General features: G+C 73.0%; 21 protein-coding genes. 6 read left to right on the top strand and 15 right to left on the bottom strand.

What is annotated here, in order from left to right:
* Positions 1 to 57: 57 nt before the first annotated feature.
* Together ABZT74_RS19740 and ABZT74_RS19735 are read left to right on the top strand one after the other, a co-directional pair.
* On the top strand, positions 58 to 1,362 hold the full coding sequence (locus ABZT74_RS19740; RefSeq protein ID WP_355863552.1) for a GH1 family beta-glucosidase: 1,305 nt from the start codon (positions 58 to 60) through the stop codon (positions 1,360 to 1,362).
* Positions 1,359 to 2,621, top strand: a complete 1,263-nt coding sequence (locus tag ABZT74_RS19735; protein ID WP_356436441.1) for an MFS transporter — start codon at positions 1,359 to 1,361, stop codon at positions 2,619 to 2,621. Before ABZT74_RS19740 ends, ABZT74_RS19735 begins: the two co-directional genes overlap by 4 nt.
* A gap of 49 nt (positions 2,622 to 2,670) precedes the next feature.
* On the opposite strand, the gene ABZT74_RS19730 is transcribed toward ABZT74_RS19735, so the two are convergent.
* A complete protein-coding gene (locus tag ABZT74_RS19730) occupies positions 2,671 to 3,528 on the bottom strand; it encodes an NAD(P)-dependent oxidoreductase (RefSeq protein WP_356436438.1) in 858 nt (285 codons plus the stop codon).
* Positions 3,529 to 3,647: 119 nt separating this feature from the next.
* On the opposite strand from ABZT74_RS19730, the gene ABZT74_RS19725 reads away from it, so the two are divergent.
* Positions 3,648 to 4,490 (top strand): helix-turn-helix transcriptional regulator, encoded by an 843-nt coding sequence (locus ABZT74_RS19725; protein ID WP_356436435.1) that lies wholly within the window; start codon positions 3,648 to 3,650, stop codon positions 4,488 to 4,490.
* Between the two features lie 42 nt (positions 4,491 to 4,532).
* Here ABZT74_RS19725 and ABZT74_RS19720 read toward each other — a convergent pair whose 3' ends face one another.
* Entirely contained in the window at positions 4,533 to 4,871 is a 339-nt protein-coding gene (locus ABZT74_RS19720) for a P-II family nitrogen regulator (RefSeq protein WP_356172965.1), read from the bottom strand.
* 207 nt (positions 4,872 to 5,078) lie between these two features.
* Here ABZT74_RS19720 and era point away from each other — a divergent pair, with 207 nt between their 5' ends.
* Positions 5,079 to 6,071: a GTPase Era gene (gene era, locus ABZT74_RS19715; protein ID WP_355863542.1), complete on the top strand. Its 993-nt coding sequence runs from the start codon at positions 5,079 to 5,081 to the stop codon at positions 6,069 to 6,071.
* Between the two features lie 51 nt (positions 6,072 to 6,122).
* Here era and ABZT74_RS19710 read toward each other — a convergent pair whose 3' ends face one another.
* Positions 6,123 to 6,476: a cytidine deaminase gene (locus ABZT74_RS19710; RefSeq protein WP_356172963.1), complete on the bottom strand. Its 354-nt coding sequence runs from the start codon at positions 6,474 to 6,476 to the stop codon at positions 6,123 to 6,125.
* Positions 6,477 to 6,553: 77 nt separating this feature from the next.
* Positions 6,554 to 7,375, bottom strand: coding sequence for a helix-turn-helix transcriptional regulator (locus ABZT74_RS19705; RefSeq protein WP_356436625.1), 822 nt, complete (start codon positions 7,373 to 7,375; stop codon positions 6,554 to 6,556).
* A gap of 164 nt (positions 7,376 to 7,539) precedes the next feature.
* Here ABZT74_RS19705 and ABZT74_RS19700 point away from each other — a divergent pair, with 164 nt between their 5' ends.
* Entirely contained in the window at positions 7,540 to 9,045 is a 1,506-nt protein-coding gene (locus tag ABZT74_RS19700; RefSeq protein WP_356436432.1) for an MFS transporter, read from the top strand.
* A 33-nt stretch (positions 9,046 to 9,078) separates the two neighbouring features.
* On the opposite strand, the gene ABZT74_RS19695 is transcribed toward ABZT74_RS19700, so the two are convergent.
* From ABZT74_RS19695 to ABZT74_RS19675, 5 genes are all read right to left on the bottom strand, one after another.
* On the bottom strand, positions 9,079 to 9,438 hold the full coding sequence (locus tag ABZT74_RS19695) for an MmcQ/YjbR family DNA-binding protein (RefSeq protein ID WP_356436429.1): 360 nt from the start codon (positions 9,436 to 9,438) through the stop codon (positions 9,079 to 9,081).
* On the bottom strand, positions 9,435 to 10,739 hold the full coding sequence (locus tag ABZT74_RS19690) for a hemolysin family protein (protein ID WP_356172954.1): 1,305 nt from the start codon (positions 10,737 to 10,739) through the stop codon (positions 9,435 to 9,437). The genes ABZT74_RS19695 and ABZT74_RS19690 overlap by 4 nt, the downstream gene beginning before the upstream one ends.
* Positions 10,736 to 11,233 carry an rRNA maturation RNase YbeY gene (gene ybeY, locus ABZT74_RS19685; protein WP_355863532.1) on the bottom strand — a complete coding sequence of 166 codons (498 nt, stop codon included), beginning with the start codon at positions 11,231 to 11,233 and terminating at the stop codon, positions 10,736 to 10,738. Before ybeY ends, ABZT74_RS19690 begins: the two co-directional genes overlap by 4 nt.
* Before the next feature lie 12 nt (positions 11,234 to 11,245).
* Positions 11,246 to 12,313, bottom strand: coding sequence for a PhoH family protein (locus tag ABZT74_RS19680; RefSeq protein ID WP_355863530.1), 1,068 nt, complete (start codon positions 12,311 to 12,313; stop codon positions 11,246 to 11,248).
* 132 nt (positions 12,314 to 12,445) lie between these two features.
* A complete protein-coding gene (locus tag ABZT74_RS19675; RefSeq protein WP_356436427.1) occupies positions 12,446 to 13,561 on the bottom strand; it encodes a PfkB family carbohydrate kinase in 1,116 nt (371 codons plus the stop codon).
* 548 nt (positions 13,562 to 14,109) lie between these two features.
* Between ABZT74_RS19675 and ABZT74_RS19670 the strand changes: the two genes are divergently transcribed.
* Entirely contained in the window at positions 14,110 to 15,540 is a 1,431-nt protein-coding gene (locus ABZT74_RS19670) for an MFS transporter (RefSeq protein ID WP_356436424.1), read from the top strand.
* A 39-nt stretch (positions 15,541 to 15,579) separates the two neighbouring features.
* On the opposite strand, the gene ABZT74_RS19665 is transcribed toward ABZT74_RS19670, so the two are convergent.
* The 6 genes from ABZT74_RS19665 to ABZT74_RS19640 form a co-directional block, all read right to left on the bottom strand.
* On the bottom strand, positions 15,580 to 16,572 hold the full coding sequence (locus tag ABZT74_RS19665) for an adenosine deaminase (RefSeq protein ID WP_355863524.1): 993 nt from the start codon (positions 16,570 to 16,572) through the stop codon (positions 15,580 to 15,582).
* Between the two features lie 105 nt (positions 16,573 to 16,677).
* Positions 16,678 to 17,583, bottom strand: coding sequence for a ribonuclease Z (locus ABZT74_RS19660; RefSeq protein WP_356436422.1), 906 nt, complete (start codon positions 17,581 to 17,583; stop codon positions 16,678 to 16,680).
* Positions 17,584 to 17,589: 6 nt separating this feature from the next.
* Positions 17,590 to 17,943, bottom strand: coding sequence for a histidine triad nucleotide-binding protein (locus tag ABZT74_RS19655; protein WP_356436419.1), 354 nt, complete (start codon positions 17,941 to 17,943; stop codon positions 17,590 to 17,592).
* Between the two features lie 90 nt (positions 17,944 to 18,033).
* Positions 18,034 to 21,246 (bottom strand): S41 family peptidase, encoded by a 3,213-nt coding sequence (locus ABZT74_RS19650; protein WP_356436417.1) that lies wholly within the window; start codon positions 21,244 to 21,246, stop codon positions 18,034 to 18,036.
* Between the two features lie 73 nt (positions 21,247 to 21,319).
* A complete protein-coding gene (locus tag ABZT74_RS19645; protein WP_356173053.1) occupies positions 21,320 to 21,835 on the bottom strand; it encodes a hypothetical protein in 516 nt (171 codons plus the stop codon).
* Between the two features lie 150 nt (positions 21,836 to 21,985).
* Positions 21,986 to 22,378, bottom strand: a complete 393-nt coding sequence (locus ABZT74_RS19640) for a VOC family protein (protein WP_355863516.1) — start codon at positions 22,376 to 22,378, stop codon at positions 21,986 to 21,988.
* Between the last annotated feature and the right edge of the window lie 4 nt (positions 22,379 to 22,382).

The following is a 22,382-nucleotide window of genomic DNA, read 5'->3' as shown; positions in this document are numbered from 1 at the left end:
TTCCCGTCGCGGCAGCACCGTTGACTTCCGTTACCCGGGGTACGGATGATCGCGCGCATGGCGACGAACCCCCTCCCGCAGTTCCCGCCCGGCTTCCTCTGGGGCGTGTCCACCTCGGCCCACCAGATCGAGGGGGCCGCCGGTGAACGCGCCCCGTCCGTGTGGGACGCGTTCACGGCCGAGCCCGGCCACGTCAAGGACGGCTCCACGGCGGCGGTGGCCTGCGACCACTACCACCGCTATCCCGAGGACGTGGAGCTCCTCGCCGGACTCGGCGTGGACGCGTACCGCTTCTCGGTCTCCTGGCCCCGGGTGAACTCCCCCGGCGGTCTCGACTTCTACGACCGTCTCGTCGACGCCCTGTGCGCGGCGGGCGTCCGGCCCGTTCCCACGCTCTTCCACTGGGACCTGCCGGTGGAGCTCGACTGGCTGGACCGGGACACCGCCGAGCGGTTCGCCGCGTACGCCGCGACCGTCGCCGAACGCCTCGGTGACCGCGTCACGAAGTGGATCACTCTCAACGAGCCCGCCGAACACACCCTGCTGGGCCACGCGCTCGGCGCGCACGCCCCCGGCGGTCGGCTCCTGTTCGACGCGCTGCCGGTGGCCCACCACCAGCTCCTCGCCCACGGTCTCGCCGTCCGGGCGCTGCGCGCGGCCGGCGCGGGCGACATCGGCATCGCCAACTCGCACGGTCCGACCTGGGCGGCCTCGGACAGCGCGGAGGACGTGGCGGCGGCCGACTTCTACGACCTGCTGCTCAACCGCCTGTTCGCCGACCCGGTCCTGCTCGGCCGCTATCCCGACGGCATCGAGGCGCTGATGCCCGGCGACGTCGAGGCGGACCTGAAGGTCATCGGGGAGCCCCTCGACTGGTACGGGATCAACTACTACCAGCCGACCCGCGTGGGCGCCCCCGAGGGAACCGAGATCGAGTTCGGCGGCCTCCGCCTGCCCGCCGAACTCCCCTTCACCGTCCACGAGTTGGAGGGGTACCCGGTGACGGACTTCGGCTGGCCGGTGGTGCCCGAGGCGCTCACCGAACTCCTCACGGGCTTCCGCGAGCGCTACGGGGACAGACTGCCGCCCGTCGTCATCACCGAGAACGGCTGCTCCTACGACGGCATCGACGACCAGGAACGGATCACCTTCCTGGACGGCCATGTCCGCGCCCTGCACCGGGCGTCGGAGCAGGGCGTGGACATCCGCGGCTACTTCGTCTGGTCGCTTCTGGACAACTTCGAGTGGGCGGAGGGGTACGCGCGCCGCTTCGGTCTCGTCCACGTCGACTTCGACACCCTGGAGCGGACGCCGAAGGCCTCCTACCGGTGGCTGCGGGACGCGCTGCGGACACGGAGATGACCGCGACCGGACCGGCCGTGCCCGCCGGGGCGCTCGCCGAGCCCGTCGAACGGGTGGGCCGGGGCTGGACGTCGGCGCTCTCGCTCGCCAACGGGGCGATCTGGGTGGGCTGGTACGGGCCTCTGCAGATCCTTCTCGCCGCGCAGGCGGAGGACTTCGCGCCCGGCACCGGCATGTCCAAGGAGTCGCTGCTGGCCTGGATCACGGGGGCCGGCGCGGTCGTCTCGCTGATCGCCAACCCGCTGTTCGGCGCGCTCTCCGACCGGACGACCTCGCGGCGGGGCCGCCGTACACCGTGGATCGTGGCCGGAGCGGCGGGCGGCGCGCTGTCCCTGCTGCTCCTGGGGCGGGCGGACGGTCCGTGGACGGCGGCGGCGGGCTGGTGCCTGGTCCAGCTCACGCTGAACGCCGCGTTCGCCGCGGTCACGGCCGCCGTCCCCGACCGGGTGCCCCGGTTCCAGCGGGGATCGGTGGGCGGCTGGCTGGGCGCCGCGCAGATCCTCGGCGTGGTCGGCGGCACGGCACTGGCGACGGCGGCGGGAGGCACCGGGGGCGGCTACGCGGCCTGTGCGGTGTTCACGCTGGCGGGTGTCCTGCCGTACGTGCTGCGGTACGAGGATCTGCGGCTTCCGGCGGCGGCCCGGCCCGCCTGGTCCCGGCGGGCCTTCCTCGGCTCCTTCCGGCTGAGCCCGCGCCGCCACCCCGACCTGGCGTGGGCGTGGCTGACCCGCTTCCTCATCAACCTCAGCAACGCCCTCGTGCTGCTGTACCTGCTCTACTACCTGCGCGACCGGCTGCACCACGACGACCCCGAGCAGGGCGTCCTGATCCTCACCGCGGTGAACGGCGTCACGCTGCTCGCCACCGTCGTGGTCGGCGGAGTGTGGTCGGACCGGGTGGGCCGCCGCAAACCGTTCGTGGTCTGGTCCGGCGTCCTGATGGCGGTGGCCACCGCGGCGCTGGCGGGGTGGCAGACCTGGCCCGGCGCGATCGTCGCGGCGGCCGTCCTCGGCGTCGGCTTCGGCGTGTTCACCTCCGTGGACTTCGCCCTGATGACGGACGTCCTGCCGACGGCCGCCGACCGCGGCAAGGACCTCGGTGTCATCAACATCGCCAACGCCCTCCCGCAGGTCGCCGCGCCCGTCCTGGCGGCGCCGGTCGTGACGTATCTGGGCGGCTACCGGGTGCTGTACGCGGTAGCGGCGGTGATCGGTCTCGCGGGGGCGGTGCTGGTGGGGCGGATCAAGGGGGTCGACTGACAGCGGGCCGGGCGAGGCGGACGGGCTGGACGGCGGCGGACGCGCCCGGTCACAGGGCCCCGGCGTCGCGGGCGCTCCACACGGTGGGGTGGATCGGGCGGAATCCCAGGTCGTGGCGGATGCGGTCGGTGGAGACGACACCGTTCCAGGGGTCGGGGTCGGTGCGCTCGTAGAGGGCGGGCGGCACCTCGACGCCGTTGATCCGGTGCAGGTCGACGGCGGTGACGGGGGCGTCGTCGGCGATGTTGTAGATCCGGCCCGCCGCGCCGGGGGCGTACAGGATGCGCCGCAGGCCCTGCGCGACGTCCGCGTGGTGGACCATCTGCAACCGCTGCCCGGCGGCCCAGTTCCCGGCCCATCGCATCGACGCGGCGAGGTGCGGGTCGCCCTCCCCGTAGACGAACGCCAGGCGGCCGATCCGGACGTCCATGCCTCCCCGCAGGGCGAGCAGACCGCGCTCCGCCTCCGCCTTGGACGCCGGGTAAGCGCCCCACATGTCGCCGCCCGGCACGCTCTCGTCGTCCTCGGCCAGCGGACGGCCACGGCCCTTCCCGTACACCAGGTTCGTGCTGACCTGCACGAACCGTCGCACGCCCGAGGCCTCGGCGGCGCGGCCGAGCTCCAGGGCGGCGTCCCGGTTCACCGCCCGGGCCTCCTCGTCCGGTACCCCGCGGAAGGCGGCCGCGATGTTCACGACCGCGTCGACGCCCGCCAGGGCCTTGCCGAGGGTCTCGGCGTCGCGCAGGTCACCGACGGCGATCTCGGCACCGAGGCCGGCGACGGCCGCCGCGCGGGCCTCGTCGCGGACCAGGACCCGGACCCGGTCCCCCGCGGGTGCCTGCGCCAGGAGGCGGGGGACGAAGCGGCGTCCGACCTCGCCCGTCGTTCCGGTCACCAGTGTCAGCATGATGTGCTCCTCTCGTCGGCCTCCACCGTCCCCCGGTGCCGGGCCGGACGGGAGAGACCTCCTGATCCGGGGACCGGCAGTGCCTGGATAAGTCCGGCGATCCGGGTCACGCTGGAGGGGTGAACCGAGCCGAACTCGCCGACTTCCTGCGCCGCGGCCGCGCCCGTCTGGACCCCGCCGACGTGGGGCTGACGGCCGGTTCCCGCCGCCGTACACCGGGTCTGCGCCGCGAGGAGGTGGCGGCGCTGGCGGGCATGTCGGTGGACTACTACACCCGCCTCGAACAGTCGCGAGGCCCGCGCCCCTCCCGCCAGATGCTGGGCGCGCTGGCGCGGGCGCTGCGGCTCTCCGCGGACGAGCGCGACCATCTCTTCCACCTGGTGGGCGAGGAGCCGCCGCGGGCCGGCAGCGCGTCGACGCACGTCCGCCCCGGGCTGCTGCTGATCCTCGACCGGCTGCACGACGCGCCCGCGATGGTCATGACCGACTACGGCGACGTCCTCGCGCAGAACGCCCTCTCGGCGGCGCTGACCGGAGAGGCGGAGCCGGGGCGCAACGTCGTCCGGCGGTTCTTCACCGACCCGCGCTCCCAGGCCCTGTTCCCCTCCGAGGACCGTCCCGAGCACGCCCGCTCCCACGTCGCCAACCTGCGCGCGGTCACCGCGGCCCGCCCGCACGATCCGGCGCCGGCCGCGCTGGTGGCCGAACTCCTCGCCACGAGCCGGGAGTTCGCCGAACTGTGGGAGTCGCACGAGGTCGCGGTGCGGCGGGCGGCGACGAAGAGGTTCGTGCATCCGACCGTCGGCGTCATGGAGCTCGACTGCGAGTTGCTGCTCGGCTCCGGCGACAACCAGCTCCTCGTCGTCCACACGGCACGCCCCGGCAGCGAGTCCCACGAGCGCCTGCAACTGCTGCGCGTGGTGGGCCTGCAGAGCATGACAGCGGCCGCCGGACGGGCGTGACCGGCCCGTCCCAGAGGGGGGCGGCCGCCGTGCCGTCGGCGCTCAGAGCGCGTCGGGTCCGCGTTCGTCCGTGCGGACCCGCACCACCGTCTCCACCGGGACGATCCACACCTTGCCGTCACCGATCTTGCCGGTCCGCGCGGCCTTGACCACCGCGTCGACGACCGCGTCGGCGTCCGCGTCCTCGACGACGACCTCGATCCGCACCTTGGGAACGAGGTCGACCTGGTACTCGGCGCCGCGGTACACCTCGGTGTGGCCGCGCTGGCGCCCGTATCCGCTGGCCTCGGTGACGGTCAGGCCGTGCACGCCGATCTCCTGGAGTGCGGTCTTGACCCCTTCGAGGCGGTAGGGCTTGACGATCGCGGTGATGAGCTTCATGCCCGGGCTCGACCTTCTGCGCGGCGGGTGGGACAGGCGGCGGGGGAGGGGCTGCGGAACCGGGGTGCCGTCGCCCGGGACCCCGGTGATCGTAGGCGCTCCCGCCCCGCTCCGTAAGATCTCCGCCGGTCTTCACCCAGGTGGCCGGGGACCCGGTTCCGGCGACTCGAACAGCTTGGTACAGCGGGCCCCCGACGATCAGGGACAATGGGCGCCATGAGCGTTCGCAACCAGTCATCCGAGCCGTCCGAGGACGGGGGCACCTCGCACGCCCCCGAGGCCGCGGGACCGCACCGCGCCGGCTTCGCCTGCTTCGTGGGCCGCCCCAACGCGGGCAAGTCCACCCTCACGAACGCTCTGGTCGGCCAGAAGGTGGCGATCACCGCGGACCAGCCGCAGACCACCCGGCACACGGTGCGCGGCATCGTGCACCGGGCCGACGCGCAGCTGATCCTCGTCGACACCCCTGGCCTGCACAAACCCCGCACCCTGCTGGGCGAGCGGCTCAACGACATCGTCCGCACGACCTGGGCCGAGGTCGACGTGATCGGCTTCTGCCTGCCCGCGAACGAGAAGCTCGGCCCGGGTGACCGTTTCATCGCGAAGGAACTCGCGTCGATCAAGAAGACGCCGAAGATCGCGATCGTCACGAAGACCGACCTCGTCGACAGCAAGACGCTCGCCGAGCAGCTCATCGCGATCGACCAGCTCGGGCGCGAGCTGGGATTCGAATGGGCGGAGATCGTGCCGGTGTCGGCGGTCGCCGACCAGCAGGTGGGTCTGCTGGCCGACCTGATCGTCCCGCTGCTGCCGGAGGGACCCGCGCTCTACCCCGAGGGCGACCTGACGGACGAGCCCGAGCAGGTCATGATCGCGGAGCTGATCCGCGAGGCCGCCCTGGAGGGTGTGCGCGACGAACTGCCGCACTCCATCGCGGTCGTGGTCGAGGAGATGCTGCCGCGCGAGGACCGGCCCGCCGACAGGCCGCTGCTCGACATCCACGCCTTCGTCTACATCGAGCGGCCCAGCCAGAAGGGCATCGTCATCGGCCCGAAGGGCAAGCGGCTGAAGGACGTCGGCATCAAGTCCCGCAAGCAGATCGAGGCGCTCCTCGGTACGCCGGTCTTCCTCGACCTGCACGTGAAGGTCGCCAAGGACTGGCAGCGGGACCCCCGCCAGCTCCGCAAGCTCGGCTTCTGAGCGGCGGTCGACGTCCCCTCCGGCGCCCCCGGGTACGGCGGGGGCCCGGACTCAGCCCGCGGTGACCGTCAGGCGCACGGCGCCGTCGGGTCCGGCCAGCAGCACCGGTGTCCCGGGGCCGCCGAGGTCGGACACGGCCGCGCGGTCCGTGTCGGCGAGGGCCTCCGCCTCGGAGACCACGGCCGCCGCCTCCAGCGACTTCGCCCCGGACGCCACGGCCATCGCGACGGCCGTCCGCAGGGCGCTCAGCCGCAGCGAGGGCAGGTCCACGGTCCCGGCGACGTACGTCCGCCCGGTCTCGTCGCGTACGGCCGCACCCTCGGGGACGCCGTTGCGGGCCCGCGCGGAGCGGGCCAGGGTGACGATCTTGCGGTCCTCGGGGTCGAGCGCGCTGCTGTCGGTCATGACCAGAGCATACGAAGTGCCGGAGCGGACCTCCGCCGACGGGTCGGCGGACGCGGCAGGTCACCGCGGACCGCCGGTCACCCCGCCACCGGGTACATCGCCCCCCGCCGGCCCTCCGGCGACGCCAGCCACTCCAGCTTCGCCGCCGTGTTCGCCTCCGGCAGCGGGGTGTGCAGCACGATGGTGAGGTCGGGTCGGACCGGCACCTTCATCGCGGTCGACTCGACGGCGAGCAGCCCCACGAGCGGATGGTCGAGCTCCTTGCTGATCTGACCGGCGTCCTCGATGTCCCGCTCCTCCCACAGCCGCGCGAACTCCTCGCCCACCTCGGCCAGTTGGGCCAGCACCTGGTGGAAGCCCTCGTCGTTGGGCGCGGCGGCGCAGGAGGCGCGGAACTGGGCGACGACGGTCCGCGCGTTCCGCTCCCAGGTGCGTGAACGGCCCCGGTAGAGCGGGTCGGTGAAGAAGTCGACGATGCAGTTCTGGGTGTTCTCCGGGCGCATGCCGAGGACCACCGAGGCGGCGTCGTTGTACATCACGCAGTTGTAGTACGGGTCCATGATGTGCGCCGGATACGGCATCCAGGTGTCGATCAGCCGGCGCAGCCCGTCGCACATGTCCCGGTCCCCGGGGGCGACTTCGGGCGCGGGCGGGTTCAGTCCGGCCAGCGTGTACAGATGGCGCCGCTCGGTGTTGCTGAGCCGCAGCACCCGGGCGACCGCGTCGAGGACCTGCGGCGACACGGAGATGTCCCGCCCCTGTTCCAGCCACTGGTACCAGGAGGCGCCCACGCCCGCGAGGACGGCGACCTCCTCACGGCGCAGCCCCGGTGTGCGGCGGCGGGCGCCGCCGTCCGGGAGTCCGGCCTCGGCGGGCGACACCCGCGCCCTGCGGCTCATCAGGAACTCACGCAGTTCCCTGCGCCGGTGGGTCCCAAGGACGTCCTCCGTCACGTCTGCCTCCCCCTTCGGTGCACGCACCGTCCCCTTCGGTGACTGGTGGTGCGACCACCAGCATAAGTTGCGGCTCCCCACGGGTGTTCGGGCCGCCGGATGCTCTTGCCATGCCCATCGAGACGACGACACAGACCACCGGCGACACCGCCACCGACTCCCCCTCCGCCGGCCGCGTGCCGGACACCGCCGAGGGCCGTGGGACCCCGGGCGCCCCGGCCCGGGTGCACCGGCCACCCCGCGCCGACCGGCTGTCGCGGCGCGACAGACTCGTCCTGTTCGTGCTGTGCGCCGCGCAGTTCATGGTCGCGCTGGACTTCTCGGTCCTGAACGTGGCGCTGCCCGTGCTCGGCGGCGACCTCGGCATGAGCCGGTCGGCGCTGCAGTGGGCGGTCACCGCGTTCGCGCTGCCGTCCGGCGGCTTCCTGCTCCTCTTCGGCCGCATGGGAGACCTGTACGGCCGCCGCAGGCTCTTCCTCTCCGGTCTCGCCCTGTTCGGGGCGGCCTCGCTGCTCGCGACCTTCGCCTGGGACCCGGGGTCCTTCCTGGCCGGGCGGGCGCTCCAGGGGCTCGGCGCCGCGGCGATCGTGCCGACCGGCATGTCGCTGCTGACCACGACGTTCCCGGAGGGGCCGGCGCGTGACCGGGCGCTCGGTGTCTCGGGGACGGTCCTGTCGCTCGGCTTCACCGTCGGGATGGTGGCGGGCGGTGTCCTGACCGACGTCCTCGGCTGGCGTTCGACGATGGGCCTGCTGTCGCTGTTCGCGCTGATCGTGCTGCCGCTGGCGCCGGGCCTGCTGCCCGAGTCCCGGACCCCTGAGCGTCCCCGCCTGGACGTGCCGGGCGCGGTCGCCGTCACGGGCGGACTGCTGGCCCTGATCTACGCCCTGTCCACGGCGGCGGAGAACGGCTTCGGCGGCGCCGACGTGATCGTCTCGCTCGTCGCCGGTGTGCTGCTGCTGGGTGCCTTCGTGCGGATCGAGTCGCGCGCCGCCGACCCGCTGGTCAGCCTGCCGATGCTGCGCCGCCGCACGGTGGCGTGGGGCAACCTGGGCGGGCTGGTCACCTTCTCCATGATGTCGACGGTCGTGTTCGTGCTGACCCTGTACCTCCAGGAGACGCTCCGCCTGTCCGCGTTCGAGACGGGCCTGGTGTTCGGGGCGCAGGGTGTCCTGTCGGCCGTCGCCGGGATGTACGCGCCGAAGGTCATCGGCCGGGTGGGTGCCCGCCGCACACTGGTCGGATCGCTGGCCGGGCAGGGCCTGTTCGTGGCGGCGCTGCTGCTGCTCGGCACGCACGGCTGGTCCGTGTGGATCGCCACGGCCGCGGTGTCGCTGGCGAGCATGTGCCACCTGGGCGCGATCATCTCGTACGGGCTGACCGTCACCTCGGGGGTTCCGGACGAGGAGCAGGGGCTGGCGACCGGTCTGGTGACGTCCACCCAGCAGGTGGGCATCACGATCGGCATCCCGCTCCTCGGTGTCCTCGCGACGACGTCGGACGACCTGCTGGCCGGCGTCCACACGGTGCTCGTGCTGGACGCGGCCATCGTCCTCGCGGCGGCGCTGCTGGTCGCGGTGGGGCTCGGGCGGCGCGGCGCGGGCCGGACCCGCTGACCGCCCGCGGGCGCGGCTGCGGGGCGCCGGCCGTCAGGGCCGGTCGAGCCGCAGCCGCTCGGCACGCGGCAGACCGGCGACGACGAGATCGTACGAATCCTCGATGAGCTCCCGGACCAGACGGTCCGGGAGTTCGCCGTCCACCGTCACCGTGTTCCAGTGCCGCTTGTTCATGTGGTAGCCGGGGAGGATCAGTTCGGGGTGCTGCTCGCGCAGGCGCAGGGCGTCCTGCGGGTCGCACTTGAGGTTGACCGTGAGCGGGCGCGCGTCCAGGTTCGTCAGGGCGAAGAGCTTGCCCAGCACCTTGAAGACCGAGGTCTCCGGGTTGAAGGGGAACTCCTCGCCCGACGCGTTGAAGGACAGGCAGAACGCGCGCAGCTCCTGCGGGGTCACTCCGGCTTCTCCTGTGGCGCGGGACCGTCGGGGCCGACGGGTTCGACGAGCACCGTGACGATCTTGTTCCGGCGGCCGGCCGAGGACTCCGCGGTGAGCCGCAGTTCGCGTCGGTCGGGGAGGGCGACGACCGAGGAGGCGCCGGCGATGGGCACCCGGCCGAGGGCCTTGGCGAGGAGGCCGCCGACGGTCTCCACGTCCTCGTCGTCGTAGGCCTCGAAGCCGTACAGCTCGCCGAGGTCGCCGATGTCGAGGCGGGCGGTCACGCGGTAGCGGTCGTCGCCGAGGTCCTGGACGGGCGGCAGTTCGCGGTCGTACTCGTCGGTGATCTCGCCGACGATCTCCTCGAGGATGTCCTCGATGGTGACGATGCCGGCCGTGCCGCCGTACTCGTCGATGACGACGGCGACGTGGTTGCGCTCCTGCTGCATCTCGCGCAGCAGGTCGCCCGCGTTCTTCGTGTCGGGCACGAAGGTGGCCGGGCGCATGGCCGTGGCCACCAGCTCGGACTCGGCGTCCCGGCTGATGTGCGTCTTGCGGGCGAGATCCTTCAGGTAGACGATCCCGACGATGTCGTCCTCGTTCTCCCCGGTGACCGGGATGCGCGAGAAGCCGGAGCGCAGGGCCAGGGTGAGGGCCTGCCGGATCGTCTTGTAGCGCTCGATGACGACGAGGTCCGTGCGCGGCACCATGACCTCGCGCACGAGGGTGTCGCCCAGTTCGAAGACGGAGTGCACCATGCGGCGCTCCTCGTCCTCGATGAGGGACTCCTTCTCGGCGAGGTCGACGAGCGCCCGCAGTTCCGCCTCGGAGGCGAACGGGCCGCGCCGGAAGCCCTTGCCGGGGGTGAGCGCGTTGCCGATGAGGATCAGCAGCGGGGGGATCGGGCCCATCACCCGGGCCAGCGGCAGCAGCACGTACGCGGCGGCCGTCGCCGTGTTCAGCGGGTGCTGACGGCCGATGGTGCGCGGCGAGACGCCGACCGCGACGTACGACACGAGGACCATGACGGCGATCGCGACGGCGAGGGCCTGCCAGGTCTTGTCGAACTCGTTCAGGCAGGCGTAGACGACGAGCGCGGCGGCCGCCATCTCGCAGGCGACGCGGACGAGGAGCGCGACGTTCAGATAGCGCGTCGGGTCCGCGGCGATCTGGGCGAGCTTCGCGCTGCCGCGCCGGCCGCTGCGGACGGCCTCCTCGGCGCGGAAGCTGGAGACGCGGGCGAGTCCGGCCTCCGCGCAGGCGGCGAGCCAGGCGACGACGACGAGGGCGATGGCACCGATGACAAGCTGTGGGCTCATGACACGGTCGGGGCCGGAGAGGGACCCGTCATGCCCTTCTCCGCGCGCCAGCCGTCCACGATGGCGGCCTGCAGGCCGAACATCTCGGCCTTCTCGTCGGGCTCCTCGTGGTCGTAGCCGAGGAGGTGCAGCACTCCGTGGACGGTGAGGAGTTGGAGTTCCTCGTCCATGGAGTGCTGCGTCTCGGCGTCCTTGCCCTGCGTCTCGGCGACCTCGGGGCAGAGCACGATGTCGCCGAGCAGGCCCTGCGGCGGCTCGTCGTCGTCCTTCGACGGCGGACGCAGCTCGTCCATCGGGAAGGACATGACGTCCGTCGGGCCCGGCAGGTCCATCCACTGGATGTGCAGCTGCTCCATGGCGTCGGTGTCCACGACGATCACCGAGAGCTCGGAGAGCGGGTGGATGCGCATCCGCGCGAGTGCGTAGCGGGCGATGTCGAGGATCGCCTGCTCGTCGACCTCGGTTCCGGATTCGTTGTTGACGTCGATCGACATGGTCGTGCTGGTCTACTTCCCCTTGTGTCCGGCGTTGCCGCGGCCCTTGTGGGTGCCGTTCTCGGTGCCGTTCTCGCTGTCGTACTTCTCGTACGCGTCGACGATACGGCCGACGAGCTTGTGCCGGACGACATCCTGGGACGTGAGCCGTGAGAAGTGGACGTCGTCGAGTCCCTCCAGGATGTCCTGGACCTGCCGCAGACCCGACTTGGTGCCGCTCGGCAGGTCGACCTGCGTCACGTCACCGGTGATCACGATCTTCGACTCGAAGCCGAGGCGGGTGAGGAACATCTTCATCTGCTCGGGGCTCGTGTTCTGGGCCTCGTCCAGGATGATGAAGGCGTCGTTGAGCGTCCTTCCGCGCATGTACGCCAGCGGTGCCACCTCGATCGTGCCCGAGGCCATCAGCTTCGGGATGGAGTCGGGGTCGAGCATGTCGTGCAGCGCGTCGTACAGCGGGCGCAGGTACGGGTCGATCTTCTCGTAGAGCGTGCCCGGGAGGAAGCCCAGGCGCTCGCCGGCCTCGACCGCGGGGCGGGTCAGGATGATGCGGTTGACCTGCTTGGACTGCAGGGCCTGGACCGCCTTCGCCATGGCGAGGTAGGTCTTGCCGGTACCGGCGGGGCCGATGCCGAACACGATGGTGTGCTTGTCGATGGCGTCGACGTAGCGCTTCTGGTTGAGCGTCTTGGGGCGGATGGTGCGGCCTCGCGAGGACAGGATGTTCTGCGTGAGCACTTCGGCCGGTGTCTCCTGGCCGTCGCCCTCCCCGTTCCCGCTCGCCCTCAGCATGGCGATCGAGCGTTCCACTGCGTCCTCCGTCATGGGCTGCCCGGTGCGGAGCACCAGCATCATCTCGTCGAACAGGCGCTGGACGAGGGCGACTTCACCGGCGTCGCCGACCGCACTGATCTCGTTGCCCCGGACATGGATGTCGGCCGCCGGGAAGGCCTTCTCGATCACACGCAGCAGCGAGTCGCCGGACCCCAGAACGGTCACCATGGGGTGCTTGGCCGGGACGGTGAAGTGCGCGCGTGCCTGCCCCTGGGCGGGGCCGTGAGCTGTGGGTGTCTGAGTCATGGGCCGGCTCTGTAGGCCTGCGTATCCTCCTCGGTCGGCACGCTTGCCACACGGGCAGCGTTGCGTCTCCCAGCGTACGTCGCGGCGCTGACAGAGCCGTAGGGCTTTTCCTCACGTCACGCGGTCGTGACCTCACACCGAGCGGCCGAAGCCGATCGTCGGCACCGCGCGCCGCAGCGGCCAGGGGCGGGTCACCGCGGGCAGCAGGCCCTCCAGGAACGCGTACCGGCGCAGCGCGGTGGGGTCCTGGTCGTCGACCGACTGGACCCGGCGCCACCAGGCGGCAATCTCCGACCAGCCGGGCGCGGACAGGGATCCGCCGAAGTCCTGGACGGAGAGGGCGGCGGTGAGGCCGGCGAAGGCGAGGCGGTCGGCGAGCGGCCAGTCGGCGAGGGTGCCCATGACGAAGCCGGCCACGAAGACGTCTCCGGCGCCGGTGGGGTCGAGTGCCTCGACGGCGATGGCGGGGACCGCGGCGCTGTCCCCGGTGCGGCCGTCGACGGCGTACGCGCCCTCGGAGCCGAGGGTGACGACCGCGAGCGGCACGTGTTCGGCCAGCGCGTGGGCCGCGGCGCGGGGGCAGTCCGCGCCGGTGTAGCGCATGGCCTCCTCGGCGTTCGGCAGGAACGCCTCGCAGTGTGCGAGGTCGGCGAGGCCCGCGAGGTCCCAGCGGCCGGTGTCGTCCCAGCCGACGTCCGCGAAGATCCGGGTGCCGCGGCTCGCGGCCTGGGCGATCCACGGGTCGCGGACGCCGGGGGTGAGGGAGGCGACGGCGGCCCGGGCGCGGGGCGGGCAGTCGGGGGCGGCCGCCGCTTCCACGGGAGGCGGCTCGTGGCCGTGGCTGACCATGGTCCGTTCGCCCTCGTAGGCCATGGACACGGTGACCGGGGAGTGCCAGTCGGGCACGGTCCGGGAGGCGGACAGGTCGATGCCCTCGCCCTGTTCCAGGGCGTCCCAGCAGTACTCGCCGTAGTGGTCGTCTCCGAAAGCGGCGGCCAGGGAGGTCCGCAGGCCGAGCCGGGCCAGGGCGGTGGCCATGTTCGCGACGCCGCCGGGGCTCGAACCCATGCCGCGCGCCCAGGACTCGGTGCCGCGCACGGGGGCCGAGTCGAGGCCGGTGAAGATGATGTCCAGGAAGACGGTGCCCGTGAGGTAGACGTCCCAGGGCGGGTCCTGCGGTGTGCGCAGCCCGGCGAGCGGGTCCACATGGGCCTGGCCGAACGGTCCTTCACCGTTGGACGCGATCACGGTGTGCTCCCTGGGGTGGTACGGATCTGGCCAGTGTGCACCACACGGGCCGTCCCGGCCGTGGGTCACGCCGGGGCGTCGTCGCGGTCGGGCCGGGTCGCCGACCGGGTGACCGGCCTCGCCGCCGCGGGCCCGGCCGTGCCGCACGCGGTCGCCGCACGCCGCGGGGCCGTCCCCCGCGCCCGGCTCCGCGCGCTCCTGCCCGCGCGGCGGTGCCGCGGTCCGGTGGGCGCCTCCCGGTGCGGACGGCCGGCCGGCGCGGGCCCGGGGCCGGTGTCCGACGGGGCCGTGCGCATCGCTCCCCCACCTGCGGGAACACCGGTGTTCCCGCGCGCGGGGAGCCGCTCCGCACCCTCGGTGGGCCCGGGAAATGGGGCCCCTCCTACCCCTGACTCCCCACCCCAAACGGGAAGTGTTCCAGATCACACCCTCCCGCCTTTTTTCCGGTGCCACCGCCTTGATACAAATTGCCCGCGCGTTCCTGTCCGTCGACAGCCGCCCACTCCCCCTTTCTTGAGCCGCTCCTTTCGCATGCCCTGGGAACGCCCGTGTCCGCCCGCACCACCACGCCCTGGCCCCTCGTCGCCCTTTTCACGGCCGGGTACCTTGCCGCGTATCTCCTCCCCACCACCGTCGGCCGCCTCGACGCGGGACTCCCGCTGTCGGCGACCCAGGCCGGAGCCATCGGCAGTGTCCTGCTGCTGAGTTCGGCCTCGGCCGGCTTCCTCCTCGCCTCCCGCGTCGACCGTTTCGGCCCCCGCCGGCTGGCCCGCGCCGGACTGCTCCTCGCGGTCGCCGGCTACGGCACCGCCGCGCTGTCGACCGCGCTCCCCCTCGTCGTGGCCGGCGCGGTCCTCGGCGGCTTCGGCTCCGGTACGGCCACCACGGTCGCCGCGACCGGGATCGCCGGCCGGCCCGACCCGCACCGCGTCACCACACTGGGCCTGCTCGGTGTCTCCGCCCTCGCGGGCGCGCTGTATCTGACGATCCCGCATCTGGGCCCGGCCCACGGCGTCCCGCTCGCCGCGATCGCCGTCACGGCCCTGCTCGTCCTGCCGCTGACGGGCCGTCTGCCGGCCCGCTCCCCGGCGACCCGGACCGTGCGCTCCGCCGGCCCGCTCCCCCACCGCCGCTCCGGGCTGCTGCTCGCCGCGGCGATGCTCTTCTGGTCGCTCGCGCAGAACTCCCTGTGGGGCGTGAGCGGCCGGATCGGGCTCACGCAGGCGGGGCTCGGCGAGGTCACCGTCGGCGCGGTGTTCGCGGTGGGGCTGGGTGCCGGACTGCTCGGCGTCGTGAGCGCGGGCGTCCTCGGCCCGCGCCTCGGCCGGGCACTGCCGATCGGCCTGGGCACGGTGCTGATCGCCGGCTGCATCGCGGTGAGCGCGGCGGCGTCCGACCTGACGTCGTTCGCGACCGGCGAGATCGCCTGGAACACGCTGTACCCGGTGGTCCTGTCGTACGTGATCGGTCTCGCCGCGTCGATGGACCGGCGTGGCCGGTGGGCGGTCCTCGTCGGCTCCGCGTCCTCGCTCGGCACGGCGTGCGGGCCGCTCACCGGCAGCCTGCTGTCGGCGCGGGCGGGCTATCCGGCGATGGGCCTGGTCCTGGCGGCCGGCCTGCTGATCGTCGCCGTCCCGATGACACTCGTGGCCCGTCGCCCGCGCCGCAGCCAGGTCGTCGAGATCCCGGTCGTGGAAATCCCGGTCGTGGAGATCCCGGTCGTGGAGATTCCCGTACCGGAGACCGTGGCCGTGGAGGTCGCGGCCGCGCGGGTCACCCGCGCCGACGTCGCGGACATGGCGGACCTTCTCGCGGAGAGCCCCTCCGCCGAGGACCCGTTCACACGGCTGCCGGACGTCGGGATCCCGGTCGCCGGGATCCCGCTGGACGCCGTACCCGCCCAACGGGAGCCCTACGGCACGGCCGGAGCCCGGCACGCCGGAGCGACGACGGCCGTGTCCGGAGCGGAAGGCCTGTGACGCCCGGCCGGGGAATGCCCGGCCGGGCGCCCGCCCCGGTCAGCTGAACTCGTAGGCCTCGACCTCGGCGATGTAGCGGGCGCGCCGCTCCTCGTCGTGCTCCAGGAAGGACGCCTCGAAGGAGTTGCGCGCCAGCTCCCGCAGCCGCTCGGGGCCGAGCCCCAGGGCCTCGCGCACCGCGCGGAAGTTGTCACCCGCGTACCCGCCGAAGTAGGCGGGGTCGTCGGAGTTGACCGTGCAGAGCAGCCCGGCGTCCAGCATGGCGGGCAGCGGGTGCTCCGCCAGCACGTCCACGGCGCGCAGCCGCACGTTCGACAGCGGGCACAGTGTCAGCGGCACCCGGTCCCGGACGAGCCGTTCGACCAGCTCGGGGTCCTCCATGCAGCGCAGCCCGTGGTCGACGCGCTCGACGCCCAGGACGTCCAGGGCCTCGGTGATGTAGGAGGGCGGACCCTCCTCGCCCGCGTGGGCGACGCGTCGCAGACCGAGCGCGGCGGCGGCCTCGTACACCTCGCGGAACTTGGCCGGCGGGTGGCCGACCTCGGCGGAGTCGAGACCGATGCCGGCGATCCGCTCCAGGTAGGGCCTGGCCGCCTCCAGGGTCTCCAGGGCGGACTCGGCGGACTCGTCGCGCAGGAAGCACATGATCAGCTGGGTGGAGACGCCGTGGGTCTCCTCGCTGCGCCCGAGCGCCCGCCACAGCCCCTCGACGACCGTCCCCATGGGCACGCCCCGGGCGATGTGCGCCTGCGGGTCGAAGAAGATCTCGGCGTGCCGCACGCCCTGCGCGGCGGCGCGGGCGAGATAGGCGTCGGCCAGGTCGGCGAAGTCCTGCTCGGTCCGCAGCACGGCCATGAGTTCGTAGTACAGGTTCAGGAACGACTGCAGGTCGTCGAAGAGGTACGCCTTGCGCAGGTCCTCGGTGTCCGCGTACGGCAGGGTCACGCCGTTGCGGGCGGCGAGCGCGAAGGCCAGCTCGGGTTCGAGGGTGCCTTCGATGTGGAGGTGCAGTTCAGCCTTGGGGAGGGACATCGAAGCATCGTACGGTCGGATACCGGACAGTCCGAAACCGGCACCTTCCCGGCAGCGGGCGCGAGGGTCCGGCCGGCGCGGGCCGGCGATCCTCGGCGCCGGACGTCACCGGCGCTTCGGGACCGGGACCCTCACCAGGTCGTGGGCCACCGTCAGTTCGCCGTCGAACCCCGCCGCGCGGGCCTCGTGCTCGAAGGCGGCGGGGTCGGAGTAGCGCTGGCTGAAGTGGGTGAGCACGAGGTGCCGGACGCCCGCCTCCTTGGCGACCCGGCCCGCCTGGCCGGCGGTCAGGTGCCCGTGGTCCGAGGCGAGCTTGTGGTCGCCGTCGAGGAAGGTCGACTCGATGACGAGCAGGTCGCAGCCCTCGGCCAGCGCGTCCACGCCCTCGCACAGCCGGGTGTCCATGACGAACGCGAACCGCTGGCCGCGCCGCACCTCGCTGACGTCGTCGAGGCCGACGCCGCGCAGCGTGCCCTCGCGGTGCAGCACCCCGACGTCGGGCCCCGTGATGCCGTGTTCGGCGAGCCGCTCGGGCAGCATGCGCCGGCCGTCCGGTTCGACGAGCCGGTACCCGAAGGACTCGACGGGGTGGGAGAGCCTGCGGGCCTCCAGGGTGTACGCCGGGGTGGTGGCGAGGACCCCGTCGTCCGCGACCGGCGCCTCGGTGATCCCGACGGTCTCGCGGTAGGCGGTGGAGCGGCGCAGCCGCTCGAAGAAGTGCTGTCCGGAGAGCGGGTAGTGGGCGGTCACCTCGTGCGGGACGCGGTCCAGGTTGACGCGCTGGATCACGCCGGGCAGGCCGAGCGCGTGGTCGCCGTGGAAGTGGGTGACGCAGATGCGGTTCAGGTCGTGCGCGGCGACACCGGCCCGCAGCATCTGGCGCTGCGTGCCCTCGCCGGGATCGAAGAGGAGACCCTCGCCGTCCCAGCGGAGCAGGTAGCCGTTGTGGTTGCGGTGCCGGGTCGGGACCTGGCTCGCGGTCCCGAGGACGACCAGTTCACGTGCGGACAAGGCCGGTTATCCGGGCGGCCACTGCAGTCCACGGCCGCCCAGGAGGTGGGCGTGCGCGTGGAAGACGGTCTGTCCGGCACCGCTGCCCGTGTTGAACACGATGCGGTGGCTGTCCAGCTTCTCCTCGGCCGCGACCTCACCGGCTTCGCGCAGGATGTCCGCGGCGACGGTGGGTTCGGCGGCCGCGAGGGACGCCGCGTCCGGGTAGTGCACCTTGGGGATGACCAGGATGTGGGTCGGCGCCTGCGGGTTGATGTCGCGGAACGCCACGATCGTGTCGGTCTCGCGCACCAGCGTCGCCGGGATCTGCCCCGCCACGATCTTGCAGAACAGGCAGTCGTCCTGCGGCTCACCCATCATGCGTGTGCCTCCTCACGCCATCCGATCATTGCCCTGCGCATGCTAGCCGCCCCGCGGGGCGGACGGCTCGCGGCCGCCCGCCCCGCGGGGTCACAGCGGGGGCAGTGCCGGCGCCGTCTTGGCCGGGTTCTCCTCCAGCGCGGCGAGCGCGATCCGGACGGCCGCGTCGAGCTGGGTGTCACGGCCGGCCGCGTGGTCCTGCGGAGCCTGGACGACCTCGACGTCGGGGTCGACGCCGTGGTTCTCCACGTTCCACTCGTAACCCTCCAGCCAGAACGCGTACTTGGGCTGGGTGACGAGGGTGCCGTCGACGAGGCGGTAGCGGCTGTCGATGCCGATGACGCCGCCCCAGGTACGGGTGCCGACCACCGGGCCGATGCCGAGTGCCTTGATCGCCGCGTTGACGATGTCGCCGTCGGAGCCGGAGAACTCGTTGGCGACGGAGACGACGGGGCCGCGCGGCGCGTCCTCCGGGTAGCTGTAGGGGCGCAGACCGCGGGGCAGGTCCCAGCCGACGATCCGCCGGGCGAGCTTCTCGACGACGAGCTGGGAGGTGTGGCCGCCGCGGTTCTCGCGGACGTCCACGACCAGCCCCTCGCGGGCGACCTCGATCCGCAGGTCGCGGTGGAGCTGCGCCCACCCGGAGCCGACCATGTCGGGCACATGCAGATATCCGAGGCGTCCGCCGGACCGCTCGTGCACGTAGGCGCGCCGGTCGGCGACCCAGGCGTGGTAGCGCAGGGGTTCCTCGTCGGCGAGCGGTACGACGACGGCGTGCCGCGGGTCGCCGCCGCCCGCCGGGGAGACGGTCAGCTCGACCGGTTTGCCCGCCGTGCCGACGAGCAGGGGGCCGGGGCCCGTGACCGGGTCGACCGGCCGGCCGCCGATCGCGACGATCGCGTCCCCGGCGCGCACCGCGACGCCGGGCGCGGCGAGCGGGGCCCGCGCGTCCGGGTCGGACGTCTCGGAGGGAAGGATCCGGTCGATACGCCAACTGCCGTCCGCGTGACGGGAGATGTCCGCACCGAGGAGGCCCTGGGCGCGGTCGCCGCCGCCGTGTCCGCCGCGCGGGGTGACGTACGCGTGGGAGGTGCCGAGTTCGCCCTGGACCTCCCAGAGCAGGTCGACGAGGTCGTCGTGGGTGGCGACCCGGTCGAGGACGGGCCGGTACCGGTCGAGGACGGCGTCCCAGTCGACGCCGCCGAGGTCGGGCCGCCAGAAGTTGTCCCGCATGAGGCGGCCGGTCTCGTCGTACATCTGGCGCCACTCGGCGGCCGGGTCGACGCTCTGGCGCACCCGCGAGAGGTCGACGGTGATGTTGGTGTCGCTCTCGTCGTCGTTCGACGCGCGCCGGTCGCTAGGTACGACCTTGAGCTTTCCGTCGGTCCACAGCAGCACCCGCTTGCCGTCGCCGGTGACGGTGAAGTGGTCGGCGTCGGCGGCGAGGTGTTCGATGCGCTGCTGGGCGAGGTCGTAGCGCTCCAGTTCCGTCCTCGGGTCCGGGTCGTCCGGTGTGGCGCGGGAGGCGCCGAGCACGCCCCGGACGGGGTGGCGCAGCCACAGCACGCCGTCCTTGGCGGCGCGCAGGGTGGAGTAGCGGGCGGCCTCGACGGGGAACGGCACGATCCGGTCGGCGAGTCCGTCGAGGTCGATCCGGGTGCTGGGGGTGCCCTCGCTGTCGGGGGTCTCGTCCTTGTCCGGGGTCTCGAAGGGTCGGCCGTGGCGCTGGGGTCCGAAGGGCGACGGCGTGGTCGCGGCGAGGGTGATCAGATACGGCCGGGAGCCGCCGACGAAGGCGAGGTCGAAGACGTGCTCGTCGTAGACGGGGTCGAAGGCGCGGGCCGACAGGAAGGCGAGGTGCTTGCCGTCGAGGGTGAACGCCGGTGCGTAGTCGCGGAAGCGCAGCGGCGTCGCCTCGGTCACGGACAGGTCGGTGGTGTTGGCGATCCTGAGCTGGCGCAAGGGACGCGGGCCGGGGTGCGACCAGGCGAGCCAGGCGGAGTCGGGTGAGAAGACGAGGCCGGCGACCTCGCCGTCCTCGCTGCGGTCCACCTCGCGGACCTCGCCGGTCTCGCGCTCGACGAGCAGGACGCGCCCGTCGTGCGAGGCGACGGCGGCGCGGCTGCCGTCGGGTGCCACGGCGAGGCCGAGGACGCGTCCGAGGGCTCCGGCGGCGAGCCGGCGCGGGGTGGCTCCGGGGGCGACGCCGGTGGCGGGCGCGAACTCCAGGGCGTCGTCGCCCTCGGCGTCCGTCACCCACACGACGTGTTCCTCGCCCTCGGCGCGGAAGGCTCGGGGCAGCCGGGCGCGGACGCCGGGTTCGGCGGCGAGGGCGCGGGCCGGCCCCGAGCGGTGGGTGATCCAGTGGACGGCACCGCGCACGGAGACGGCACTGCCGCGTCCGGTGTGGTCGGGGGCGGCGGCGGAGAACCAGCGGGCGGCGCTCACGGGGTGGGGCTGCTGGTCGGCGCGCTGCCCGCCGAGGAGGATGTCGAGGCGGCGCGGTTCGGCTCCGTCGAGGTCGTCGAGGAGCCGGAGTTCACCGGCGGAGGAGTACACCACGCGGGTGCCGTCGGTGGAGGCGTGCCGGGCGTAGAACGTGTCGAGCGGGGTGTGGCGGCGCAGGTCGGCGCCGTCGGCGAGCGAGGAGTACAGGGCGCCGACGCCCTCGTGGTCCGAGAGGAAGGCGATCCGGTCGCCGACCCAGAGGGGGTACTCGATGTTCCCGTCGAGGTCCTCGTGCAGACGGACGAACTCGCCCTCGCCGTCCCGGTCGATCCAGAGCTTGCCCGCGGTGCCGCCGCGGTAGCGCTTCCACCAGGCCGCCTCGCGCCCCATCGGGGCGGACAGCAGGACGGTTCCGGGCTCTCCGTGGGCGACGTCGCCGACGGGTCCGTAGGGCAGGAGGGCGGCGGGGCCGCCGTCGAGCGGGACGGCGCGGGCCCAGCTGCGCCGCAGGCTGGCCTGGCCCTGGGTGCTGAGGGCGAGGACGTGTCCGTCGGGGGTCCAGCCGCGGACCTGGGTTCTCGAACTGCCCCAGTACGTCAGGCGTCTGGTGGGTCCGCCGACCAGCGGGGCGGCGTAGACCTCGGGGGCGCCGTCGCGCGTGGACGTCCAGGCGACGGTCGTGCCGTCCGGGGAGACGCGGGGGTGGTTCACCGGCGCGTTGTCGGCGCTGACGCGCCAGGCGCGGCCGCCGCCGTCGAGGGGCGCGGCCCAGATGTCGTCCTCGGCCGTGAAGACGGCCAACTCGCCGTGCAGATGCGGAAACCGGAGATACGCGGAGGGTGCGGACTCTGTCACCCGGTCACCCTATGCAGCCGGGACGCGGCCCGACAGGGGTTCGGATCACTTGATCCGTGGACGGCCGGGCAGGTCACTTGCCCTGTGCGGGCCAGCAGGTGGGGTCGCCCTTGCACCACATGGTCCGGGTCACGGTCACCGTGACGGTGGGGTCGGGTCCGTTCGGTGGACGGTAAGTGGCGGGAGGCGTGGGGTTGTTGGTGGCGTCGCAGTTGCCGAGGCCGCTGACGTGGAACCACTGCTTGCCGCCGACGGTGGCGGTCAGGTCGCCGCGCACGCAGGCGCCGTCGACGGCGCGGGTGACCTTGCCCTTGACGACGATGTCCCGTCCGTCGTCGGTCTGGCCCTGGCAGTCGACGCTCGCGACGGTGTTCTCGGTCGGCGCGGGCGACTTGCCGGGGGTGTAGACCTTGCCGGCGTTGCCGTAGTTGGCGGTGCAGGAGAGCCACCGCACGTCCACGTTCTGCCGTTCGAGCTGCTTGGTCGCCGTCTGGTCGGTGGTGTACGCCACGGTCGCGGCGCTGAGTCCGTCCCCGGGCTCGCACGCACTCGCGCCGAACACCCCCGCCACGCCCAGCCCGAGGGCCATCAGCACGCGCCTGCGCCCGGTCCGGCTCCTGATCCGTCTCAAAGCCCCCATGAACGGCAGCGTGCCACCGCGGGCCGCGGTGCGGTAGACCGCATGCGGCCATGAGGGGCACAACCACCCGAAGGAGTTCACGGCCCGGCCGGGGCCCGTTCAGCCGAGGAGGAGCAGCCACTCCTGGAGTTCCACGAGGTTGCCCTCGGGGTCCTTGAGGTGAGCGACGCGCATCCGGTCGGTCATGGGGGCGGGGCCGTGCAGCACGGTCGCTCCGCGCGAGACGAGCTGCTCGCAGTAGGTGTCGAGGTCGTCCACCCGCAGCACCACCAGCGAACGGTGCCCGGTCACGTCCTCGCCGATCTCACCCAGCACCTCGGCCATCATCGCCCGGTCCTGGAGGGCGATGCCGGCCGATCCGACGACGGGGCTGAACTTCTCGTACGGTCCCTCGGTCGCGCCCGACTGGGGCTTGAGGCCGAGGACTTCGGAGTAGAAGCGGTAGCAGGCGGCGAAGTCGGAAACGAGCAGCCGTACCTGGGCGAGTTCCATGCGA

It is taken from the genome of Streptomyces sp. NPDC005302, from assembly GCF_040607345.1.
GTDB lineage: Bacteria > Actinomycetota > Actinomycetes > Streptomycetales > Streptomycetaceae > Streptomyces.
Note: the sequence above shows the minus strand (reverse complement) of the source record. Positions and strands in the feature narration are given on the sequence as shown.